Origin of the sequence: Kitasatospora sp. NPDC127067 (genome assembly GCF_042724755.1) — a bacterium.
In the GTDB taxonomy this organism is placed as follows: Bacteria; Actinomycetota; Actinomycetes; order Streptomycetales; family Streptomycetaceae; genus Kitasatospora; species Kitasatospora lactacystinica.
Genome location: NZ_JBHXEM010000047.1, coordinates 19,276 through 39,159, shown reverse-complemented (window position 1 = coordinate 39,159; position 19,884 = coordinate 19,276). Strand labels below are relative to the sequence as shown.

At 72.5% G+C, this 19,884-nt stretch carries 22 protein-coding genes and 1 tRNA gene; 8 read left to right on the top strand and 15 right to left on the bottom strand.

Going from position 1 to position 19,884, the window contains the following annotated elements:
* Window positions 1-67: 67 nt before the first annotated feature.
* The gene (locus tag ACFWJ4_RS20150) at window positions 68-1,030 is read left to right on the top strand and encodes a GlxA family transcriptional regulator (protein WP_380357638.1); all 963 of its coding nucleotides are present in this window, start codon (window positions 68-70) and stop codon (window positions 1,028-1,030) included.
* An 82-nt stretch (window positions 1,031-1,112) separates the two neighbouring features.
* Here ACFWJ4_RS20150 and ACFWJ4_RS20145 read toward each other — a convergent pair whose 3' ends face one another.
* Both ACFWJ4_RS20145 and ACFWJ4_RS20140 read right to left on the bottom strand, forming a co-directional pair.
* Window positions 1,113-2,678, bottom strand: coding sequence for an AMP-binding protein (locus ACFWJ4_RS20145; RefSeq protein ID WP_380545689.1), 1,566 nt, complete (start codon window positions 2,676-2,678; stop codon window positions 1,113-1,115).
* Between the two features lie 195 nt (window positions 2,679-2,873).
* The gene (locus ACFWJ4_RS20140; RefSeq protein WP_380545687.1) at window positions 2,874-3,401 is read right to left on the bottom strand and encodes a hypothetical protein; all 528 of its coding nucleotides are present in this window, start codon (window positions 3,399-3,401) and stop codon (window positions 2,874-2,876) included.
* A gap of 122 nt (window positions 3,402-3,523) precedes the next feature.
* On the opposite strand from ACFWJ4_RS20140, the gene ACFWJ4_RS20135 reads away from it, so the two are divergent.
* Window positions 3,524-4,225 carry an alpha/beta fold hydrolase gene (locus ACFWJ4_RS20135; RefSeq protein ID WP_380545685.1) on the top strand — a complete coding sequence of 234 codons (702 nt, stop codon included), beginning with the start codon at window positions 3,524-3,526 and terminating at the stop codon, window positions 4,223-4,225.
* Window positions 4,226-4,389: 164 nt separating this feature from the next.
* Here the strand turns inward: ACFWJ4_RS20135 and ACFWJ4_RS20130 are convergent, their stop codons facing one another.
* Together ACFWJ4_RS20130 and ACFWJ4_RS20125 are read right to left on the bottom strand one after the other, a co-directional pair.
* A complete protein-coding gene (locus tag ACFWJ4_RS20130) occupies window positions 4,390-5,319 on the bottom strand; it encodes a ribosome-inactivating family protein (protein ID WP_380545683.1) in 930 nt (309 codons plus the stop codon).
* Window positions 5,320-5,686: 367 nt separating this feature from the next.
* On the bottom strand, window positions 5,687-6,901 hold the full coding sequence (locus tag ACFWJ4_RS20125; protein ID WP_380545681.1) for a pentapeptide repeat-containing protein: 1,215 nt from the start codon (window positions 6,899-6,901) through the stop codon (window positions 5,687-5,689).
* A gap of 209 nt (window positions 6,902-7,110) precedes the next feature.
* Between ACFWJ4_RS20125 and ACFWJ4_RS20120 the strand changes: the two genes are divergently transcribed.
* Window positions 7,111-7,281: a hypothetical protein gene (locus ACFWJ4_RS20120; RefSeq protein ID WP_380545679.1), complete on the top strand. Its 171-nt coding sequence runs from the start codon at window positions 7,111-7,113 to the stop codon at window positions 7,279-7,281.
* 62 nt (window positions 7,282-7,343) lie between these two features.
* Here the strand turns inward: ACFWJ4_RS20120 and ACFWJ4_RS20115 are convergent, their stop codons facing one another.
* The 5 genes from ACFWJ4_RS20115 to ACFWJ4_RS20095 all read right to left on the bottom strand — a co-directional run bounded on the left by ACFWJ4_RS20115 (window position 7,344) and on the right by ACFWJ4_RS20095 (window position 10,851).
* The gene (locus ACFWJ4_RS20115) at window positions 7,344-8,216 is read right to left on the bottom strand and encodes a ribosome-inactivating family protein (protein WP_380545677.1); all 873 of its coding nucleotides are present in this window, start codon (window positions 8,214-8,216) and stop codon (window positions 7,344-7,346) included.
* 129 nt (window positions 8,217-8,345) lie between these two features.
* Window positions 8,346-8,714, bottom strand: a complete 369-nt coding sequence (locus ACFWJ4_RS20110) for a hypothetical protein (RefSeq protein ID WP_380545676.1) — start codon at window positions 8,712-8,714, stop codon at window positions 8,346-8,348.
* A 170-nt stretch (window positions 8,715-8,884) separates the two neighbouring features.
* Window positions 8,885-9,748 carry an alpha/beta fold hydrolase gene (locus ACFWJ4_RS20105; protein ID WP_380545674.1) on the bottom strand — a complete coding sequence of 288 codons (864 nt, stop codon included), beginning with the start codon at window positions 9,746-9,748 and terminating at the stop codon, window positions 8,885-8,887.
* A 117-nt stretch (window positions 9,749-9,865) separates the two neighbouring features.
* A complete protein-coding gene (locus tag ACFWJ4_RS20100) occupies window positions 9,866-10,426 on the bottom strand; it encodes a hypothetical protein (RefSeq protein ID WP_380545672.1) in 561 nt (186 codons plus the stop codon).
* Window positions 10,427-10,440: 14 nt separating this feature from the next.
* Entirely contained in the window at window positions 10,441-10,851 is a 411-nt protein-coding gene (locus ACFWJ4_RS20095; protein ID WP_380545670.1) for an ATP-binding protein, read from the bottom strand.
* Window positions 10,852-11,039: 188 nt separating this feature from the next.
* Between ACFWJ4_RS20095 and ACFWJ4_RS20090 the strand changes: the two genes are divergently transcribed.
* The gene (locus ACFWJ4_RS20090; protein WP_380545668.1) at window positions 11,040-11,987 is read left to right on the top strand and encodes a Scr1 family TA system antitoxin-like transcriptional regulator; all 948 of its coding nucleotides are present in this window, start codon (window positions 11,040-11,042) and stop codon (window positions 11,985-11,987) included.
* Window positions 11,950-12,087, top strand: a complete 138-nt coding sequence (locus tag ACFWJ4_RS20085) for a DUF397 domain-containing protein (RefSeq protein ID WP_380545666.1) — start codon at window positions 11,950-11,952, stop codon at window positions 12,085-12,087. The genes ACFWJ4_RS20090 and ACFWJ4_RS20085 overlap by 38 nt, the downstream gene beginning before the upstream one ends.
* A gap of 69 nt (window positions 12,088-12,156) precedes the next feature.
* On the opposite strand, the gene ACFWJ4_RS20080 is transcribed toward ACFWJ4_RS20085, so the two are convergent.
* Window positions 12,157-12,747: a CGNR zinc finger domain-containing protein gene (locus ACFWJ4_RS20080; protein WP_380545664.1), complete on the bottom strand. Its 591-nt coding sequence runs from the start codon at window positions 12,745-12,747 to the stop codon at window positions 12,157-12,159.
* A gap of 97 nt (window positions 12,748-12,844) precedes the next feature.
* Between ACFWJ4_RS20080 and ACFWJ4_RS20075 the strand changes: the two genes are divergently transcribed.
* From ACFWJ4_RS20075 to ACFWJ4_RS20065, 3 genes are all read left to right on the top strand, one after another.
* Window positions 12,845-13,912, top strand: coding sequence for an alcohol dehydrogenase catalytic domain-containing protein (locus ACFWJ4_RS20075; protein WP_380545663.1), 1,068 nt, complete (start codon window positions 12,845-12,847; stop codon window positions 13,910-13,912).
* Between the two features lie 6 nt (window positions 13,913-13,918).
* Window positions 13,919-14,917, top strand: a complete 999-nt coding sequence (locus tag ACFWJ4_RS20070; protein ID WP_380545661.1) for an alpha/beta hydrolase — start codon at window positions 13,919-13,921, stop codon at window positions 14,915-14,917.
* Window positions 14,918-15,058: 141 nt separating this feature from the next.
* Window positions 15,059-15,142, top strand: a tRNA-Leu gene (locus ACFWJ4_RS20065).
* A 317-nt stretch (window positions 15,143-15,459) separates the two neighbouring features.
* Here the strand turns inward: ACFWJ4_RS20065 and ACFWJ4_RS20060 are convergent.
* From ACFWJ4_RS20060 to ACFWJ4_RS20040, 5 genes are all read right to left on the bottom strand, one after another.
* Window positions 15,460-15,729, bottom strand: a complete 270-nt coding sequence (locus ACFWJ4_RS20060; protein ID WP_380545659.1) for a hypothetical protein — start codon at window positions 15,727-15,729, stop codon at window positions 15,460-15,462.
* Between the two features lie 330 nt (window positions 15,730-16,059).
* Entirely contained in the window at window positions 16,060-16,401 is a 342-nt protein-coding gene (locus ACFWJ4_RS20055) for a hypothetical protein (protein WP_380545657.1), read from the bottom strand.
* 193 nt (window positions 16,402-16,594) lie between these two features.
* Window positions 16,595-17,899, bottom strand: coding sequence for a hypothetical protein (locus tag ACFWJ4_RS20050; protein ID WP_380545655.1), 1,305 nt, complete (start codon window positions 17,897-17,899; stop codon window positions 16,595-16,597).
* Window positions 17,899-19,119 carry a hypothetical protein gene (locus tag ACFWJ4_RS20045; protein WP_380545653.1) on the bottom strand — a complete coding sequence of 407 codons (1,221 nt, stop codon included), beginning with the start codon at window positions 19,117-19,119 and terminating at the stop codon, window positions 17,899-17,901. The genes ACFWJ4_RS20050 and ACFWJ4_RS20045 overlap by 1 nt, the downstream gene beginning before the upstream one ends.
* Window positions 19,120-19,428: 309 nt before the next feature.
* Window positions 19,429-19,713: a hypothetical protein gene (locus tag ACFWJ4_RS20040; protein WP_380545651.1), complete on the bottom strand. Its 285-nt coding sequence runs from the start codon at window positions 19,711-19,713 to the stop codon at window positions 19,429-19,431.
* Window positions 19,714-19,884: the final 171 nt, after the last annotated feature.

Below are 19,884 nucleotides of genomic sequence, written 5' to 3'. Positions count from 1 at the left end.
CCATGGTGGTCGGGGTCGTCGGGCGGGCGTGATGGGCAGCGGGGCCACCCATCGATAGGTTCCTGCCATGCGAACGGTGGGTTGTCTGATCTTCGACGGTGTCCGGGCCTTCGACTACGCGGTGATCGGCGAGGTGTGGGCGAACCGGACCTCCCGGCCCGGCCTGCCCGCCTTCGACCTGCGGGTCTGCGGGCCGGAGGGCGCCCGGGTGCGGCTGGGCGGCGGGCTGGAGCGGGTCCCCGACCACGGGCCGGCGGCGCTGGCCGCCTGCGACCTGGTGGTGGTGCCGGGCGTCGAGGACCCGGCCGCCCGGCGCGGCCCGGAGATCCTGGACGCCCTGCGGGCGGTGGCCGCCGCCGGCGTCCCGGTCGCCTCGCTCTGTGCGGGTGCCTTCGTCCTCGCCGAGGCCGGCCTGCTGGACGGCCGGGAGGCCACCACCCACTGGGCGCTCGCCCCCGAACTCGCCCGCCGCTTCCCGGCGGTGACGGTCCGGCCCGAGGTGCTCTTCACCGGCGGCGACGGCCTGTGGACCTCGGCGGGCGTCGCGGCGGGCATCGACCTCTGCCTCCACCTCGTCCGCACCGCCCACGGCCAGCAGGCCGCCGCCGCCATCGCCCGCGCCATGGTCACCGCGCCCTTCCGGGCGGGCGGCCAGGCCCAGTTCATCCCCTCCCCGGTCCCGGACGCCGCCGCCGGTGACGATCCGCTGGCCCGGCTGCGGGCCGAGGTCGCGGCCTCCCTCGACGCTCCCTGGACGGTGCGCCGGATGGCTGCCGCCGCCCTGATGTCCGACCGGACCTTCGCCCGCCGCTTCACCGCCACCACCGGCACCACCCCGATGCGCTGGCTGCTCGACCAGCGCGTCCTCACCGCCCAGCGGCTCCTGGAGGAGACCGACCTGCCCGTCGACACCGTCGCCACCCGCTGCGGTTTCGCCTCGGCGGTCTCCCTGCGGCCGGTCTTCACGGACCGGGTGGGCGTCGCCCCGAGGGAGTACCGCCGGGCCTTCCGCGGCCGCGAGGAGGGGTAGCGGCAGCGAGGGTCGGCGGCAGCGAGGGCCGGGCGCGGGCCGGCGGGGTGGCGGCCCTCGGCGCCGCCACCCCGGACCGCCCTCAGGCCGTGGCGGCTTCGCGCAGGCGCTTCTTGTCCGGCTTGCCGACGGGCGTCAGCGGGATCTCGTCGACCAGGTGGAGCGCCTCGGGGGCGAAGATCCGGCCCTTGCGCTCGGTGACGAAGGCGCGGAGTTCGTCGAGCCGCGGCCGCTGCCCCGGGGCGGGGACGACGGCGACGTGGACGTGCTCCGTCTCCTGGTCGTCGCGGACGCCGAAGACCGCGCAGCGGGCGACGGTCGGGTGGGTGAGGAGGAGGTCCTCCACCTCGGACGGGTAGACGTGCCCGCCGACCACGATGATCAGGTCCTTGACCCGGTCGGAGAGGTAGAGGTAGCCGTCCTCGTCGAAGTAGCCGACGTCGCCGGTGTTCAGCCAGCCGTCCCGCAGCACGGCGGCGGTGAGGTCGGGCCGCTTCCAGTACCCGGCCATGATGCCGTCGGAGCGCAGGTGGACCTCGCCCTGTTCGCCGGTCGGCAGGTCGGTGCCGTCGAGGGAGCGGATCGCCACCTCGACGCCCGGGGCGGGCCGGCCGACCGGGACCTGGACGCTGTCGGGGCCGATCCGGTCGTGCTCCTGCGGGGTGAGGTAGGAGATCAGCTGCGCCTCCGACATCCCGTAGACGCCGACCAGGACGGGCCCGAACACCTTGAGCGCCTCGCGGATCCGGGTCGGCGAGGCGGCGCTGCCCCCGTAGAGGATCTGCCGCAGGCTGGACAGGTCGGTGCGGCCGATCGCCGGGTGGTCGAGCAGCTGGTGGAGCAGTGCCGGCAGCATCCAGAGGTCGGTGATGCGTTCGCGTTCGACGGCGGCCAGGACCGCGCCGGGGTCGAAGGAGCGCTGGAGGACCACCGTGCCGCCGCGCTGGAGGGTCAGGTCGGACATGATCCCGGCGAGGTGGGCGAGCGGGGTGGCGGCGAGGAGGCGGGGCGCGCCGTCGACCGGGTCGCTGCCGACCGGGGCGTCGAAGACGCGGCGGTAGGGCCCGTGCAGGCTGAGGATGCCCTTCGGGATGCCGGTGGTGCCGCCGGTGTGGCGGATGCCGAGGTCGTCCTCCGGGCCGATCCGGACGTCCGGCGGTTCGGCGGGGCGGTGGGCGGCGGCGGCGATGACGTCCTCGCCGAGGGCGCCGAGGGCGCCGGGGGCGCGGTCGGCCGGCCCCGGGCCCAGGGTGAGGACGGTGGGCCCGTCGAGCAGCGGGAGCAAGCGGGCTGCCGAGGCGTACCGTTCGGCGTCCACGAGCAGGAGGGTCGTGTCGACGCTCGCCGTGATCTCGGCCAGGACCGGCTCGCTCATGCCGTCGTACAGGTTCACCACCCGGGCGCCCGCGAGGCCGGCCGCGTACCGGGCGACGAGGGCCTCGGGGGTGTTGCCGGTCAGCAGGGTCACGGTGGTGCCGAGGGCGGCGCCCCGGGCGATCAGCTCGTGGGAGAGGCGGTAGGCGGCGGCGGCGAGGTCGCCGGCGGTGATCCCGGCGCCGTCGGCGGTGACGACGGCCCGCCGGTCGGGTTCGGAGGCGAGGGACCGGAGGATCAGGGCGGGGCCGCTGACGAACTCCGCGTCGCCCATGGCTACTTCTTCCTTGCAGTTTGCAACCATGGCCACAGGCTAACCCCACCCGCACCGTCGTACCGGGGATGTTCTGCCGGTAATTGGCGCGAACGCATCGCCATCGGCGCAATCATGACGGTCCGTCATGTCGATGGCGCCGCGCGCGCCGCCCCGTCCGGGTGAACCACGCGGGGGTCCGGTGCGGCGCCCCGCTCAGAACGCCGCCGGGGGCCGCAGGGCGAGGTCGGTGGCGGCGGCCCAGTGCTCGGTGGCGGCGGTGACGATCACGCAGCCCTGCTGGGAGGGGAGCCGGGGGACGAGGGCGCTGCGGCAGCCGTGGCTGTGGTTGACCTCGACCGGGACGCGGACGCCGTGGAGCAGGACCTCGCCCGGAGTGGGCGGGCCGTCGAGCGGGGCGAGGTGGGTGCGCGGGTCGAGGCGGTCCGAATTGGCCAGGAAGGTGGAGAGTTGGGACTGCGGGGTGGTGAGGGAGCCCACCCGGTGGCCGGCCGGAACGGGGCGGGAGGTCTGGACGACGGCGACGAGTTCGCCGTCCAGGTGGTAGTTGAGGTCGAGGTGGCAGAGGTAGCCGTCGGAGGACAGCCGCCCCAGCAGGAAGGACCACCCGGGCGGAGCGGCGCGGAGCGCGGCGATCTGCTCGCCCCACTCCTCGGCGGTCTCGCGGTGGGTCGGTATGCGGATGCTGCGCGGGCCGGTGTCGCGGAACAAGGGCTTTCCCAACGAGTGGTGGCTGATCGGTCGTTGGGACGAGTATGCGGGTGGCGCCCGGCAGTTCGGGGGCGGACCGGTCGGTAGGCTCGGGCGCGGTCCAGAAGTGATCCGTTCCGGACGAGGAGTGATCCGTGGCGACGTACGTTCTGATCCATGGCGCGGCGGCCGATGCCTGGTACTGGGGGCCGCTGGCGGCCGAGTTGCGCGGGCGGGGTCACGAGGTGGTCGCGCCGGACCTGCCGTGCGACGACGACGCGGCCGGGCTCGCCGAGTACGCGGACGCGGCGGTGGCGGCGGTGGCGGCCGTCGGGGACGGGCCGGGCGAGCTCGTGGTCGTCGCGCACTCGTTCGGCGGCTTCACCGGGCCGCTGGTCTGCGCGCGGATGCCGGTGGACCTGCTGGTCATGCTCCACGCCCAGGTGCCGGCGCCCGAGGAGACACCGGGCGAGTGGTGGGAGAACACCGGCTACTGGGCGGCCCGCCGTGAATCCGACCGCAGCAGGGGCGTGGCAGAGGGCGCGGAGGAGGACGAGCGCGCCCTGTTCCTGCACGACACCCCGGCCGCGCTGGCCGAGGAACTCCTCGCGAAGCACGGGCGGCGGCAGTCCGCGACCCCGTTCGGGACGCCGTGGCCGCTGAAGGCCTGGCCGCAGGTGCCGACCAGGTACCTGCTGGCCACCGGCGACCGGTTCTTCCCGCCCGCGTTCCTGCGGCGGCACGTCGAGGAGCGGCTCGGCTTCCGCCCGGACGAGATGCCGGGCGACCACCTCCCCATGCTCGGCCACCCGCAGGAGCTGGCCGAACGCCTGGAGGCCTACCGGGCCGCGCTGTAGGCGCCGGGGCGAGAACGCTGCCGCGGCGGCGCCAGGCAGGCGCCTCCCGCCTCGCGGGGGGGGGGTCGGGGGGGGGGTTGGCCCGCGCCCGCCGGGGGGGGCGCCGGCCCCCCCCCCCCCCCCCCCCGCGGCGGGGGGCAGGGGGCGTGGGCAGGCCGACGCCGTCAGAGCTCGTCGTGGTTCCAGTCCCCGTTGTCGGTGTGGGGGTGGCCCATGGTCATCTGCACGTACCAGCGCAGGTTCGCGAGGCTGTCGACCCGCCCGACGGTCGGAATGTCGACCGGGGTCGCGTTCTGGCCCGACGAGGCACGGTCGTAGAAGCGGGACAGGGCGTCCCAGGAGTTCTCCAGGTACTGCTGCTGGATCGGCAGGTTGCGGACGCTCCAGTCGTTCATCGCCGCACGGAAGGTGCCCTCGACGTCGTTGAACCGGGCGGCCTCGGACAGGGCCTGGATCATCAGGCTCAGCGACCGGGCGGTCGCCTGGCGGTTGCCCCACGGGTTGCTCTCGCCGGCCAGCTGCACGATGGAGTACCGCAGGTCGATCCAGCTGATGGGCGCGGCCCCCCGGTCGCGGCCGGCCGCCCCGCTCAGCCCGTTGTAGTTCGAGCCGATGTTCATGGTCTGGACGTTGGGGTTGACCGGCGGCCTCGGGGAGGTGGTCTCCGCGATCCGTGACGCCAGGGCGTTGTTGATGTCGTCGAACTGGTAGGTGACGCCGTTCTCGTTGGAGAAGCCCCACACGTAGAGGTTGGAGGGGTTGATCCAGATGTCGGTGTGACGGCGCTGGCCCCGGTCGTCGAGTGCGGTCAGCGAGACCTGGACGAGGCCGACGTCCTCAAGCTGGGTCTCCTGCGTGTTGTAGCCCGCCACCGCCGCCCGCAGGCTGGCCAGGAACGTGGAGTACCGGATCCGCTCGTTCTCGCCGGGGCCCTGCTCCGACAGGTCGAACCACACGTGGGACATCTGGTGGAATTCGGTGCGGGCCTGGGCGGCTCCGGCCCCGCCGAGCACGCCGGTGAGGGCCACGCTCAGGCCCGCGCCTGCCAGGAGGGCGGAACGGAGCCGTGCGCGGAGGGTGGTGTGCCTCTTCATCTTCTTCTCTCTTGTCTGCCGGGTCCGGGGCCTGACGGCCGGTCTGGTCCCGGGGGCGGCACCGGGGGTGCCGCGGTCGCTCTTCCGGACAGCATCGTGGCACGGGATGGTATGTCCGGGGCATGCCAATTTACCTATGGCCGAACAAGCCGGACGGTCGAGCAGGAGTGATTGCGAGTGGGGTGGCGGGATGCGGATCCGCGACATGGTGATAGCCAATTGCCCTGATATCGAACGAAGATGACGTTTGGCCAGATCGTGCGCGAGATCGGCCCGCCGGTCGAAGGCGGACGCGACACCGAACGCGGACGGTCGGCGTCGCGGCTCCACAGGCGTGCAGGGGAGGCACAGAGGTGGGCGCTGGCGGTCAAGCCGGTGGCACTGCCCCCGACCGGTCGGAACCGGGTACGACCTCGACGGACGCCAGCTGCTCGGGCGCCAGTCGCGCCGTGGCCAGGCTGCTCCTGGTGAAGAACGCCCCGGAGAGGTCGGCGTCGGTGAAGGAGCTGCCGCTCAGATCGGCGTCGGCGAAGGATGCGCCGGCGAGGATGGCATCGTCGAAGTGGCAGTTCATCAGAAGGGCCCGTTCGAAGCTGGCGTCGCGCAGGTCGGCGTACCGGAAGTTCGTGTTCTCTGCCGTGCACTCCACCAGAGAGGACTCGCGGGCCGAGGCCCATGTCAGGCGGGCTTCCGAGAGGACGGCGTTGTCCAGGACGGCGTTCGGCAACCGGGTATCGTCCATGCTCGCGCCGGATAGGAAGCACCCGGTGAGATTGGCCTCGGTGAGATCGGCGGTGTCCAGGTCGACACCGGCGAGTGTCGCCTCCATGAGTTGGGCCCCTCCGAGCTGCACGCCGTGCAGGCTGCTGCGCGACAGCAGGCTTCGACTCAGGTCGACGAACCAGAGCCGTGCTCCGTCCCAGACCAGGTTCCGGAGATCGAGACCTGAAAGGTCGAATCTGTCGGTGTAACACCGATCGGGTAGACGGCCCAGGACCAGCACTGCCACCTGGAGGTCTTCAAGCCGGGCTGGCTCCGGATCGCCGGGCGCCCCGCGTGGGCGGGCCGCCCGGAGGAAGTCGGCCAGCGCGGACGGCCACGACGGAGCGAGGGCCTCCCGGCCCGGCGTCGCGGGGCGCCAGGCGAGGCGCTCCAGGCGGTAGAGGGCGGTGATGCGGCGCTCCGGGTCGGTGGACCGGAGGTCCGCCCACAGCTCCGCGTCCGCCGAGGACGGCTGGGTCGGCGCGGCGGGGTCCGCGTCCTCGGCAGCCAGCCAGAGCCGGTGGAACCGCTCGACCTCGGCCTCCGGATCCGGCTTCTGCCGCCCGACGGCGGCGTCGACCAGGAAGCGCACGATGGACTCCACCCGTGCCCAGGAGGGGACGGTCATGCCGTGCAGCAGCTGGCTCGCGGTGTCGTGGCTCACCGTCGTCGGCAGGTCGTCGCGCCGCCTGATGCCGTCGGAGATCTCGCGGAGGCTGGGCTTGCCCGCGCCCCGGTACAGCCCGTGCAGGGCCCCGACCAGTTCCCTCCGTGGTCCGGGTGGAAGCTTTTCATCGGTCGGAACGACGATTCCCGCCACAGGCTGCCCTCGATGAACTGTCAGATTTCGTCCGTTGCTGTCAGTTCATCATGGATCGAAGGCATGCCGCTGTCAGGCGAACGCCGTTTCCCGGCAGCCGACTTCAGGCTTCGTCGGGTCTCATCGGTCGGGCGTGGCGCCGCCGTCGGCTGCGGCCAGGGTTGAACCGGGCCGCGAGAGGCGGCTGTCTTCCGGAGAGGAGAGGCGTGATGGTCGCCTGGTGCAGTGAGCGCGGTCGGATCGATGGGGCGGGCCGCCGCCGGCGGTGGCGGGTCGTTCGTCGTACGGTCGGCCTGCACTTCGTGCGGGGCATGGCCGCGGCGGCGGGCGGTGCCACCGTGACGGTCCTGCTCGCCCGGCTGGTCAGTTGGTGGGGCTAGGGACGCGAGGCGGCGGGGGCGGCCCGCCGGTCGGTGCCGGTGGGCCGCCCCGGGGCTTCGTCCTACCTGGGCTTGTGCATGATGGCGCCGTTGGCCTCGATGAAGCCGATGTAGTAGAGCACGGCCGCGATGGTGGCGACGGTGTGGCCCATGATGGAGATGGTCGCCGTGGACGGGTCGTTGCGGGCGTTGCGGATGAACTCGCTGATCTGCCCCCACTGGTTCTCCACGTTGGCGGCCAGGATGTTGCCGCGCTGCGGATCGAAGTAGTTCAGCGGCCGGTTCCGTCCGGGGTCCTGGATGTTGCCCCGGACGACGTCGAAGACCACGCCGAAGCGTGCCGCCTCCGAGAAGATCTGGATCGCTGTCAGCAGCGCCCGGCCCGTGGCGTCGTTGTACGCGGTCGCGCGGCCGAGGGTGCGCATGGCGTTGTAGATGTGCTCGGGGCTGAGGACGAGGCTTCCCCGCTCGTTGCCGCCCGGGATGTTGCTGTAGTTGCCGCTGGCGATGCGGCGGTTCGCGGGCACCGTCACGCCCAGCGCGTTCTGGAACTCGCCGAGCCGGTCCTGGAACGCCCAGTGGGAGTTGGTCTGCGGGGCGTAGAAGCCCGCGACGTAGAGGTCGTTCGCCCAGAGGTAGACGGAGACGAGGTGGACGTTGTTGGTGTCGAGGACGCGCACCTGGATCAGGCGGCCGTGCTCGGTGGTGGTCTCGGTGACGCCGTTGAGGCCGGTCGAATCGCCGTAGGTGTACCGGTGGATGGCGTCGATCAGGTTCCAGTAGTTCTGGTGGTTGGTGTTTCCGCCCGCGGTGATGTTCGAGATGTGCCAGTCGATCACCTGGTAGTTGGTCGCGGACGCGGTGCCGCTGAGCGTCGTCACCAGGCCCATCGAGATGGCCAGGGTCAGCAGGGCGGAGCAGAGTTTCTTCAGCACGGTCTTCTCGGTCTCTCCGGATGAAGGGGGCATAAGTCCTGTCGCGGCGTGAGCCTAGGAGCCTTCGTGCCACCGGAGTTGGTCGTCAGCGCACCGCCGTGTGCCCGGGAGCGCACAGACCTTTCGCGGTCATCGATCGGTGCCGTCGAGCAGCTCGTGCTTGGCCGCTCGGAAGTCCGCCAGGGCCCGGGGATCGTTGTCGAAGTAGTCGTTCCAGAAGTTCGGGCGCTGCCAGAGGGCGTGGGCCAGCCGCATGCGGCCGTTCTCCAGGACGAGGGTCCAGCTGGAGGGCAGGTGGGCGTCGACGGTCTCGAACATCGCCGGATCCCAGAACGAGCCGGGGTCGTTCCCGCTGTCGTCCAGGACGCGGATCATCCAGTAGTCGGGTCCGGTCATCATCTCCAGGACCGGGTAGACACCGCCCACGTGTATCGCGGGGTGAGCCGCGATCGTCTCGTCGCTCTGCGGATCGATGATTTGGGTGCACTTCACTCGCATGGAGGCAGTCTTCACTAGGGATTGGACCGGGTGGCTGCGAGGCGGCGCCCACCGGGCGCGGGCGAGGTGAGCCGCGAGGCCGGTCAGGACGAAGGCCTGAGCCGGGGCGTCCGGCGCGCAGGAAGTCGGCGGGGCGTCCTGCGCGGGCCACGTGCTGAGTGCGGTGGCGGTCAGGCTTCGGTGGGCAGGAGCGCGGCGAGTTCGGCCAGGACCCGGGCGGCCGCCGCCGGGTCGACCAGCCACTTCAGGTGGCTGCCGGGGAGCGTGCGGACGTCGTAGGGGTTGTCCGGGTTGAGGGCGTCGCCCTCGCGGATCATCCGGTCCTGCATGGCGAGCGGGATGCTGGTGTCGTCGGCCAGCCGCACGTACGTCTTCGGGATGCGGCCCCAGGTGTCGGCCTGGGCCCGGTCGTCCGGGGTGCCGGTGTCGAGGTTCTCGTCGGGCTGGAAGGTGTTGAGGAAGACCCGGAACTCGTCGTCCGTCCCGTCGGCGAGGAAGGCCTCCTTGTAGAACGCGAGGGCGCCGGGGTCCGCGGTGCGGAAGTTGACGCGCAGCAGCCCGAGTTCGACGGGGTTCCCGACCATCGCCGCTGCCAGGCCCGCGGCGTCGACCGTGGCCATCTCGGGCTCGGCGTAGTAGGCGCCGACGTCCAGGTCGACGGGGGCCCAGGCGGAGACGTAGACGAGGCGGTCGATCAGGTCGGGCCGCTGGTTGGCCGTGACGGTGGCCGTCAGGCCGCCGCGGCTGTGGGAGAGCAGGACGACGGGCCCGTTGCGCTTGGCCCGCTCCAGGATCCCGATCAGGTGCGCGACGTTGTCGGCGAGGGTGACGCCCTTGATGGCGCCGGGCGCGGTGGCGAGCCCTTCGAGGTCCTGCGGTGCCTGGTAGGCGGCCGGGTACGTCGCGGCGAATCCGTGCCCCGGGAGGTCGACGGCGACGGACCGGTGCCCGAGGAGGCCGAGCTCGGCTTGGAGCGGCGCGAAGGAGAAGGAGTTCGCGAAGGCTCCGTGGACCAGGACGAACGTCGGTTGCATCTGTCTGCTCACTTTCTGACCTCCGTGCGCCGGCGGCATGCGCGTCGCACGGGGGCAGCCGTCGAACAGCTGCCCAACTGTTCGACGGCACACAGTACTCAGCGAATGATCATCGCACTACCCGGAAAGGCCCTTCGCCGCTTGGGTGCGGCAGTGGGTGAGGGCGTATTTGAGGCGGGTGTCGGGGTTGGGGGTGGTGGTGAGGAGTTCGCCGGCGGTGACGAGGGTGGTCCAGTAGGTGGTGGGGTTGCCGGTGCGGGGGAGGGGTCGGGCGGCGGCGAGGGAGAGGTAGGCGGCGGTGAGGTTGCCGGTGGTGAACCAGCGGTGCAGGCCGTGGTGGTGGCCGGGTCGGATGCCGCCCATGGCGTCGATGGCGAGCAGGAAGAGGTCGACGACGGCGAGTTCGGTGTCGGTGAGGGACTTGGGGACGTCGAAGACGCCGAGGGCTTCGAGGAGTTCGCCGGTGTCGGTCTCGGAGCCCGTGCGGGGGTTGGCGAGGAGGGCGTCGTGGCACTCGTGGAGGCGGCGGAGGGTCTCGGCGAGGGGGATGGTGAGGGCGAGGCAGACGGCGCGGGCGGAGGGCAGCGGTTTGTGGGTGCGGCGGGCGAGGAGGGCGTAGGTGTCGGCGGGGGTGCGGCCGCGGGAGAGGGCGTGGCCGGCGAGGGTGGTGAGGTGCATGGGAGTTGGTGCTTTCAGGCGGTGACGAGGGTGGGACCGGGGGCGGGGGCGACGAGGGCCCAGACGTACTTGCCGATGCCGCCGGGGCGGTTGGCGCTGCCCCAGCGTTCGGCGAGTTCGTTGACGAGGAGCAGGCCACGCCCGTGCTCGTCGTCGGGGGTCGGGGTGTGGAGGGTGGGGTGGTCGGTGCCGGCGTCGTGGACTTCCAGGCGCAGACGGGAACCGGTGACGGTGAAGCGGACCTCGATGTGGCAGTCGTCGGGGGCGTCGGAGTGCTGCACGGCGTTGGCGAACAACTCGCCGAGGAGCAACTCGGCCGTGTCCGAGTACCGGTCTCCGGAGGGGAGGGCGGAGAGGTAGGCCTGGAGCAAGTACCGGGCCAGCGGCGTGGACTCGATACGGGAATCGAGGCGCGCGACGAACATGCGGGGGCGACGGTGCGTTTTGAGCATGGGGGTACCTCGGAGGGGGCGGAGGGGGGAGTGCGACAAGAGCGCACGCATTCACGCTGCGCATGCAGATGATTGCGTTCCGGTATCAATGATCGGCCCGTGGGAGTACGGTGACGCCCAGATCCACGTGTTGAGCACGTGACGCACAGCTGGGAGCAGTGATGGCACACCGGAAGATCAAGCGCGGACCGACGGCGAGCTCCGCGATCATGTTCGGCGAAGAGGTCCGCTATGCGCGCGAGTTGGCGTGCCTCACCCAGGAGGAGCTGGGCAAGCTGCTCCACCTCGACCGGACGGTGATCTCGCGGACGGAGAGCGGGCGGCGGAAGCCCTCGGTCGAGGAGGTCGAGGAGCTCGGGCAGTTGCTGAACACCGGCGACCTGCTCATGCGGCTGTACGGGCGGGTCGACTGGAACGCGTCGATCGAGCACCCGGATTGGTTCCAGGAGCGCGCGGATCTGGAGGCCGTCGCGGTCGGGCTGCGCGTGTACCAGGACAGCCTGATTCACGGCCTGCTGCAGTGCTGGCAGTATGCGCATGCGCTCTTTGCCAACGGTGCTGCGGTCCTTGGCCCGAAGGAGATCGAGGAGCGAATCCGCGCCCGACTCAGTCGACAGAGCCGTTTTCTCGTGCCTGATGGGCCGCTGTTGCTCGTCATTCTCGATGAGAGCGCTATTCGCACGGCCGTGGGCGGACCGAGTGTGATGAGAAGTCAGATGGAGCACTTGCTGCGGGTGGCGCAGCTCCCGAACGTCATCATTCATGTGGCGCCGTTCTCGAACCGGCGGACGTTCGTCAAGACGGCTATGGTGTTGCTGGAGCTGCCGGACGGAGAGCGCTGGGTCTACTCGGAGAGCCTCGACCGAGGCCATCTGAGTGATGCTTCCGACACCGTGGCCAAGCACCAGCGTCGCTATGATCAGCTCCGTGCCGAATGCCTGTCAGAGGCTGACTCGCTACGGCTGATCGCCGATGCGCTGGAGGGTTACAGAGATGATGAGCAACGAGCTCGCCGCAGCCGCCTGGCGGAAGAGCAGCTACAGCGGGGACGACGGCGGGGACTGCATCGAGGTGGCGCCCGGATTCCCCGGCCTCGTTCCGGTGCGTGACTCCAAGGACCCGCAGGGCCCGGCCCTCGTCTTCCCCGACTCCTCGTGGGGCTCGTTCATCGACGCCGTCCGGGCCGGCGAGTTGCCGATCGAGGGCTGACCCATCCCTCCACACCCCTCGGGGCGGGGCGCCGACCGGTGCCCCGCCCCGCTGCGTCTCCTGACCCGGCTACTTCGCCTTCGCCCGGTAGGCCCGCTTCTTCACCAGCGCGCCGCAGGTCTTCATCGAGCACCAGCGCCTCGCGCCCGCCCGGGACGTGTCCACGAACGGCGTTCCGCAGTCCGGGTTCCCGCAGATGCGGACGCGTGTCCGCTGCTCCGATCCGCAGAGTTCGATCAGGTCCCGCGCGACCATCGACAGCACCGCCGCCACGCCGTCCCCGTCCCACCGGACGGATCCGGCGTCGGCCGAGAGCGCGGGCACCGAAGTCGGTTCTGCCGCCGCCCCGTTGACCACTGCCACGTCCTCGTGATCAGCCACCGTCCCCTCCGCCAGTGCGACGCCGATTCGCTGGATCGCCTCGCGTAGCCGCCGCGCACCCTCCAGCTCGACCTCGTTGCAGCTCGGCGCCACCGTCGTGCAGCCGCTCTCCACGCCCCACCGGCTCAGGTCCTCCGGCCCGGCGAGCCGTTCCACCTGCACGTCCTTGCCGCGGTCGGCCAGTGTGCCGGCGAAGGCGAAGCACAGTCGTGCGTCGTCGAACCGGAAGTCGGTCCTGGCGCGCTGGCGCCCTTCTCGTCGGCCGTCCCCATCGCTCATGTCCACCACTCTATGCGGTTGACACGACTCCTCGCCTCCGCATAGCTTCCAAGTCCACCGCTTCAACCGGTGGACATCTCCCGAGGAGGTCGCGTCCATGCGCGCCGCAGTCATCGAAGAACTCCACAAGCCCCTCGTCATCCGCGAGGTGCCCGACCCCGTCTGCCCGCCGGACGGCGCGATCGTGCGCGTCGGCGCCAACGGCATCTGCCGCACCGACTGGGCCCTGTGGGCCGGGGACTTCTGGACCGGAGGGCCGCAGGTCCAGCCCCCGTTCGTGCTCGGCCACGAGTTCGCCGGCACCGTCGTGGAGGTCGGCCGGGACGTCCGCGACTGGCGGGACGGCGACCGCGTCATCTTCCCGATGAACCCCGGCGAGGGGTCCTGCGAGATGTGCCGCAGCGGCAACCAGCACGTGTGCGAGCACGTGGACTCCCTCGTGCCCGGGGTGTCCTACTGGGGCGCCTTCGCCGAGTACGTCATGGTCCGCTTCGCCGACGTCAACCTGGTCCGGGTCCCCGACACCGTCGGCTTCGTCGATGTCGCCGCCCTCGCCTGCCGCTACATGACCGCCTTCCACGGCGTCGTCGACCAGGCCCGGGTGCGCGGCGGCGAATGGGTCGCGGTGTACGGGGCCGGCGGCGGCATGGGGCTGTCCACGGTGGAGATCGCCGCGGCCACCGGCGCCAACGTCATCGCGATCGACATCTCCGACGAGAAGCTGGAGGCCGCGCGCGCCCTCGGCGCCGTCCACACCGTCAACGCGGCCGTGGACGAGCCGACCGAGGCCGTCAGGACCCTCACCCGGGGCGGCGCCCACGTGTCCGTCGACGCCGTCGGGATCGCCGAGGCCTGCCGGAACTCCGTGCTCTCCCTGCGCACCCGCGGCCGCCACCTCCAACTCGGGCACACCACCGGCGCCGAGCGGGGCGACGTCCCGCTGCCGATCGACGTCATGATGGTCAAGGAGCTGGAGATCCTCGGTGCCTTCGGCATGCAGGGGCAGCGGTTCGGCACGATGCTCAACATGATCGAGGCCGGCCGCCTCAACCCCGGCAGGATCGTCACCCGCACCGTCGGCCTCCACGAGGCGGGCTCGGTGCTGGAGTCCCTGGAGACGTACGGGCCGACCGGTGTGGTCGTCATCGACGAGTTCCGGGGCTGAGCGGCCATGGCAACGGACACCACCGGGCCCGCCCCCCGCCTGCTGATGGACCCGGAACTGCGCCGGGCCCTCGACGCCGTCCCGATGACCCCCCACGGCGCCTTCGACCTCACCGACATCGCCGCGACCCGCGAGACCCTCCGCTCCTTCGCCGCGGCCGTCGCCGCCGCCACGCCCGCCGAGCCGTCCGTCACGGTGGAGGAACACCGCGCTGTCCGGCCGGACGGCGGCCCGGACGTGCCGGTCCGCCTGCTGCGGCCCACCACCGCCACCGGCCCGCTGCCGGTGCTGCTCTGGTTCCACGGCGGCGGACAGGTGCTCGGCTTCGCCGCCCAGGACGACCCCTGGCTCAAGCAGCTGGCCGCGCGGCTCGGCTGCGCCGTCGCCGCCGTCGACTACCGGCTCGCCCCCGAGACCCCCGCCCCCGGCGCCGCCGAGGACGGGTACACCGCCCACCGGTGGCTCGTCCGCGAAGCGCCCGCGCTCGGCCTGGACGGCACCCGGATCGGCATCGCCGGCCAGAGCGGCGGCGGCGGGGTCGCGGCGGCCACCGCCCTGCTGGTCCGCGACCGCGGCGGCCCGGCGCCGCTGTTCCAGGCGCTGATGTACCCCATGCTCGACGACCGCGACCGGACCGCGTCCAGCCGTGAGATCACCGACATCGGCATCTGGGACCGCGCCACCAACCGCCTCGCCTGGCAGGCGGTCCTCGGCGACCGCGCCGGAACCGACGACGTCAGCCCGTACGCCGCCCCCGCCCGCGCGGAGGACCTCGCAGGGCTGCCGCCCGCCTTCATCGCGGTCGGCGAACTGGACTGCTTCCGCGACGAGGACCTCGACTACGCCATGCGCCTGCGCGCCCACGGCGTCCCGGTCGAACTCCACCTGTACCCCGGCGCGTACCACGCCTTCGACCTGTTCGCCCCCGAGTCGCAGCTCGCGGAGAGCTTCCAGCAGACCTGGACCGGCTACCTCGCCCGCCACCTCCGGGCCCCGAGGCCGTAGCCCCGCCCGGCCGCCGCTTTGGCCGCCCCGGCCGCCCCGGCCGCCCCGCACCCCCGCGTGCGGGGCGGCTCCCGCCCGTTGGCCCCGGGGTGGTCGGAGGCGCCCCACCAGATGGTCTATAGTTTTCCTCATCACCCAGATGCGCGGGTGGCGGAATAGGCAGACGCGCTGGATTCAGGTTCCAGTGCCCGAAAGGGCGTGGGGGTTCAACTCCCCCCTCGCGCACAGCGAACGGCCGGTTGATCTTCGGATCGACCGGCCGTTTTGTCGTCCGGAGAAGCAGATGGCCCCGCGAACCGGGATCGGCACCGGCGCCCCGGCCCTCCTCCGAGCTCTCAACTTCCGTAGACCACAGGTGAGTTCGTCGTGCTGGAACCGGGCGGCGGCAGGGACTTCTTCCCACACCCCGTCCAGGCCGTGCGGCCTCCCGGGGAGAACAGCTGAACGGCCGGTCGACCTCGCGGGTCGACCGGCCGTTTCGTCATTCCAGGGACCGGATCAGGCCGGGCCCGGAGCCCGCACCCCCGGTGGGGCGGGGTTCGTCAGCCCTGCTGCCAGGTGGCGCCGGAGCCGGTGAACGCGCCGGAGACGCCGTTGTCGTCGGCCCAGATCCAGAAGTCGGTGTGCTGGACTCCGTCGGGGGAGACGACGGAGTTCGCGTCCGCGACGCCGGCGCCGTACTGGTTGACGATGAACTGGCCGCTGCCCCAGTTCGCGTCCAGGCCCTCATGGGCCGAGGCCAGGCCGGCGGCGCCGATCACGAGCGGGACGGTGAGGGCGCTGACGGCCAGGACACGCTTGAGAGCACGCATGATGGTTTCCTCCAGGGAGTACGGGACAACAGCCGGCAGTGCCGGTCGGCCCTGCCGGAACCAGACAGCCACGTGCCGCCGGCCTCCGCAATCGGCGTCGCCATCCGAACAGACCTGACGATACGTCAGGCTCGCCGCGCCGACCTGCGGAAATGGCCGATCGGGTGATCGTATTGAGGGATCGTCCGGGCGGAGCAGACACTCTCCGGGCGGGCCCATGAGAACGGCCGGTCGACCTCGCGGTCGACCGGCCGTTTCGTCGTTCCAGGATCCGGATCAGCGGCGGCCCTGTCCCGGGGCCGCCCCGTACGTCCGATGGTGCAGGGTTCGTCAGCCTTCGTGGGTGGTGGCGCCGGAGCCGGTGAACGAGCCGGTGACGCCGTTGTCGTCGGCCCAGATCCAGAAGTCGGCGTGCTCGACGCCGTCGGGGCCGACGTGGGACTCGACGGCCGCGAGGCCGGCGCCGTTCTCGTTGGCGGTGAAGAAGCCCTTGCCGTAGTTCGCGTCGATGCTGCCGTGGGCCGAGGCCAGGCCGGCGGCGCCGATCACGAGCGGGACGGTGAGGGCGCTGACGGCCAGGACACGCTTGAGGGCACGCATGATGGTCTCCTCCAGGGAGTACGGGGTAACAGTCGGCAGCGCCGGTCGGCCCTGCCAGAACCAGACAGCCATGCCCCGCCACCCCCCGCAATCGGCGCCGCAATCCGAACAGGCCTAACGGTTCGTCAGGCGCGCCGCTGCGACCTGCGGAAATGGCCGATCGGGTGATCGTATTGAGGGATCGTTCGGGCGGAGCAGGCGCCGGCCCGCCGACGGCGAACGGCCGGCCGGTCCGAGGATCGGCCGTCCGTCCGCCGTCGAACCGTCAGGACTCCCAGGCGATCACGTGGGCCGCGACCGGCTCGCCGGCCGCGTCGAGCTCGACGGCGTTCCCGGCGACCACCCCGGCATCGTTGACGAACAGCGCCTGGGCGTACGGGCTGAGCGGGGACGGCGGGAGCGGCACGGCCGTCCCGTCGGGCCGCCACAGCAGGGCCGTGGTGCGGTTCCAGTCCGGGCCCTGCGCCTCGCCGACGGCGGTTCCCGCGCCGTTGACCGCCATCGCCTCGCTCTGCCGGCCCGCCGGGCCGCCGAGCAGGGTCTGCGTACCGTCCGGGTTCCAGCGGGCGGCGAAGGCGGAGCGGTGGGCGTCGAACGTCGCCCCGACCACGGTGCCCGCGCTGTTGACGGCCCTCGTCCGACCGTAGCCGGCGTCGCGGACGGCGCCGCCGGGCGTCCACACCAGCACCCGGTCGAACTCCGTGCCTCCGGTGCGCCGCCCGTGACCGAGCACCACGCCGTCGTCGGTCATCCCGTCCACCCGGGCCCCGTCGAGGCCCGGCGGCAGCGGAAGCGCGGACACGGCGCCCGCCGGGCTCCAGAGCACCGGAGTCTCCTGGGAGCGGCCGTCGCCGAGGCTCCGCTCGGAGGTGCCGGCGACGACGCCCGCGTTGGTGACGGCGGCGGTCGAGCCCGCGGTGTCGCCGGGCAGCAGCGGCAGATCCACCCTGGTGCCGTCGGCCCGCCACTTCAGGGGCTTGGGCCGGTACGTGTCGTCGTACGAGCCGCCGGCCACCACGCCGGCGTCGTTGACCGCGGCCGCGCTGCCGCCGCGGACACCGGCCGGCAGCGCCAGCGCCGTGGCGGTCCCGTCCGGGGCCCAGCGGACCGGGTGGTTGTCGGACATCGTCCGGTAGGAGGCCCCGACCACGGTGCCCGTGCCGTTGAGCCCCGCCGGGCGGCTGGACAGGTCGCCGGTCAGTGGCGCCAGGACGGTGTAGCCGAGATGGTCGGGATGCCAGCGGACGGCGCGCGGGGTGAACTGCCCGGAGACGTCCGAGTAGTACTCGCCGACGACGGCGCCGTCGCGGCTCAGGCCCCGCGCCAGGCTGTAAGCGGTGCCCGGCGGCTCGGGAAGGAACCGCGGGGCCGGCAGCGGTGCGGCCGGAGCGGCCGCCGTGGCCGTGGGCACCGGGCCGAGCAGCAGGGCGGCGGACGCGGCGGTGACGACGAGGGCCGCCGCGGCGACGAGGGCCGCGGGGCGCGGGGGGCGCGAGCCGGTCGTCCGGACTCCCGTCGCGTCCGTCGCGTCCGTCCTGTCGAGGTCGAGGTGGAGGCGGGCCGCGGCCATCAGGGCTTCCAGATCATCGCGCGCGGGAGGTCCTGCGCGTTCGGCGCGTCGTACCAGGTGGCATCCCCGGCGATCACCCCGGATTCGTTGACGAGGAGGGCCCGGGCGTAGGGGCTGAGCGAGGACGGCGGGAGCGGCACGGCCGTGCCGTCGGGCCGCCACAGCACCGGCGTGCGGCGGTACGGGGTCGGACCCTCCGCGAAACCGACGGTCGTGCCCGCGGCGTTGATCGTGCTCGCCCAGGCCTGCCGGCCCGCCGGGTCGTCGAGCAGCGTCAGCGCGCCGTCCAGGGTCCAGCGCGCGGCATGCTCGGAGTGGTCGGCACCGAACGTCGTTCCGACGATGGTGTTCGCGTTGTTGACGGAGCTCAGCCGGCCGTGGGCGACGTCCCGGGCGGTGCCGTTCGCGTCCCAGGCCACCACCCGGTCGAACTCGGTGCCCCCCGCGCGCCGTCCTTGGCCGAGGATCACGCCGTCGTTGGTGATCCGGACGACCCCGGCCGCGTCGATCCCCGGGGGGAGCGGGAGCGCCGTCACGTCGCCCGACGGGCTCCAGATCACCGTCCGGGTCCGGGACTCGCCGCCGACGGACCCCGAGGACCAGCCGATGACGAAGCCCGCGTCGTTGATGAACGAGGCCGAGCCGGTGCCGTCGCCGGGCAGCAGCGGCAGGTCGACCCGGGTACCGTCGGCCTGCCACTTCAAGGGCTTGGACCGGTAGCCGGAGTCGTACCAGCCGCCGATCACCACACCGGCGTTGTTGATCCTGGACGCGCTGCCGCCGCGGGCCCCGGTCGGCAGCTCCAGCGCGGTCGGGGTGCCGTCCGCCGCCCAGCGGACCGGGTGGTTGTCGGTCAGCGTGGCGAAGGAGACCCCGACCGCGACGCCCGACGCGTTCAGGGAGCCCGGGCGGGTGGCGACCTCGCCGGGCAGCGGCTCCAGGGTGGTGACGCCGGACCGGTGGGTGTTCCAGCGGAGCGCCCGCGGGGCGAACCGGTTGGGGATGTTCAGGTAGGTCTCGCCGAGGATGTCGCCCGCGTCGTTCAGGCCGTACACCGAGCTGAGCGGGGCGGCGTTCGCGGGCAGTGGCAGCAGGTACGGGGTCGGCACCGGTGCGCCAGGGTCGGCCGCCGCGGCCGTGGGCACCGGGCCGAGCAGCAGGGCGACGGCCGCCGCGGCGGCGGCCGGGGCGGCTCTGCGAAGGGTGGGGGAACCAGCCATCCGGAAACTCCTGTCGTGTCAACGATCAAGTGGATCAAGAGAGTTGATGCTCCGTCGGATTCGGGTCGGTCGGGTTCCCGGTCCGACGGCCAAGTCTCATCCACGGTCGGTTCGTTGGCAGGGCGATCGCCGAATCGGCCGGAATCACACCCCTTTTGGGCGCGTCCGCGGGGTGGCGGCGGCGCGGTTCCGAACGGTTTGGGGTGGTCTCGTGCGATGTCGGACGGCTGTGGCGGGTGCCCGGGCGGCGGGGGCGCCGAGGGTGGCGGGGGTGCGCCGCTCCCCGCCCTCCTCGGCGCGCGGGTTGTGCTACCGGGCGGCGACCGGTGGGCCGTCGTCGCCCTCGGTGCCGCCGCCACCGGGCCGACCGTCCCGGCCGGACGAGCCGCCACCGGGCCCCCGGGCGTACACCGTGAAGGAGGTCAGGCCGGCGGGCAGCGCCCAGGCCCCGGCGCTCCGGATGGACACCTTGTAGCGGTGCGGGCCGTCGTCCCGCTGGACGGGTGCGGCCTGGGCGGCCGTCGCGGCCAGTGCCGCGACGGTGGAAGCGGTCGCCAAAAGGCCTTGTCGGAAGAGCTTTTGATTGATCGTCATTCATGCGATGGTCTGGAACTCCGGCGGCCTGGCGGTGGCTTCGACCCGTATTCACGCGAACGGGTGGTCGCGATCCGGCCGAGTTCGCGGCGGCCCCCGCCGCCCCCCGGCGACCCCTCGCAGACCCCCCGTCGACCCCCACCGGCGACCGCCGATGTGCCCCGACGGGTC

What these genes read in the sequence shown, in the direction of transcription:
- ACFWJ4_RS20075 (WP_380545663.1), top strand. Translation starts at nt 12,845, where the DNA reads ATGCGCGCCGCAGTCATCGAAGAACTCCACAAGCCCCTCGTCATCCGC.
- ACFWJ4_RS20110 (WP_380545676.1), bottom strand. Translation starts at nt 8,714, where the DNA reads ATGCGAGTGAAGTGCACCCAAATCATCGATCCGCAGAGCGACGAGACG.
- ACFWJ4_RS20100 (WP_380545672.1), bottom strand. Translation starts at nt 10,426, where the DNA reads ATGCACCTCACCACCCTCGCCGGCCACGCCCTCTCCCGCGGCCGCACC.
- ACFWJ4_RS20090 (WP_380545668.1), top strand. Translation starts at nt 11,040, where the DNA reads ATGGCACACCGGAAGATCAAGCGCGGACCGACGGCGAGCTCCGCGATC.
- ACFWJ4_RS20060 (WP_380545659.1), bottom strand. Translation starts at nt 15,729, where the DNA reads ATGCGTGCTCTCAAGCGTGTCCTGGCCGTCAGCGCCCTCACCGTCCCG.
- ACFWJ4_RS20120 (WP_380545679.1), top strand. Translation starts at nt 7,111, where the DNA reads ATGGTCGCCTGGTGCAGTGAGCGCGGTCGGATCGATGGGGCGGGCCGC.
- ACFWJ4_RS20095 (WP_380545670.1), bottom strand. Translation starts at nt 10,851, where the DNA reads ATGTTCGTCGCGCGCCTCGATTCCCGTATCGAGTCCACGCCGCTGGCC.
- ACFWJ4_RS20045 (WP_380545653.1), bottom strand. Translation starts at nt 19,119, where the DNA reads ATGGCTGGTTCCCCCACCCTTCGCAGAGCCGCCCCGGCCGCCGCCGCG.
- ACFWJ4_RS20145 (WP_380545689.1), bottom strand. Translation starts at nt 2,678, where the DNA reads ATGGGCGACGCGGAGTTCGTCAGCGGCCCCGCCCTGATCCTCCGGTCC.
- ACFWJ4_RS20070 (WP_380545661.1), top strand. Translation starts at nt 13,919, where the DNA reads ATGGCAACGGACACCACCGGGCCCGCCCCCCGCCTGCTGATGGACCCG.
- ACFWJ4_RS20055 (WP_380545657.1), bottom strand. Translation starts at nt 16,401, where the DNA reads ATGGCTGTCTGGTTCTGGCAGGGCCGACCGGCGCTGCCGACTGTTACC.
- ACFWJ4_RS20150 (WP_380357638.1), top strand. Translation starts at nt 68, where the DNA reads ATGCGAACGGTGGGTTGTCTGATCTTCGACGGTGTCCGGGCCTTCGAC.
- ACFWJ4_RS20105 (WP_380545674.1), bottom strand. Translation starts at nt 9,748, where the DNA reads ATGCAACCGACGTTCGTCCTGGTCCACGGAGCCTTCGCGAACTCCTTC.
- ACFWJ4_RS20050 (WP_380545655.1), bottom strand. Translation starts at nt 17,899, where the DNA reads ATGGCCGCGGCCCGCCTCCACCTCGACCTCGACAGGACGGACGCGACG.
- ACFWJ4_RS20080 (WP_380545664.1), bottom strand. Translation starts at nt 12,747, where the DNA reads ATGAGCGATGGGGACGGCCGACGAGAAGGGCGCCAGCGCGCCAGGACC.
- ACFWJ4_RS20040 (WP_380545651.1), bottom strand. Translation starts at nt 19,713, where the DNA reads ATGACGATCAATCAAAAGCTCTTCCGACAAGGCCTTTTGGCGACCGCT.
- ACFWJ4_RS20130 (WP_380545683.1), bottom strand. Translation starts at nt 5,319, where the DNA reads ATGAAGAGGCACACCACCCTCCGCGCACGGCTCCGTTCCGCCCTCCTG.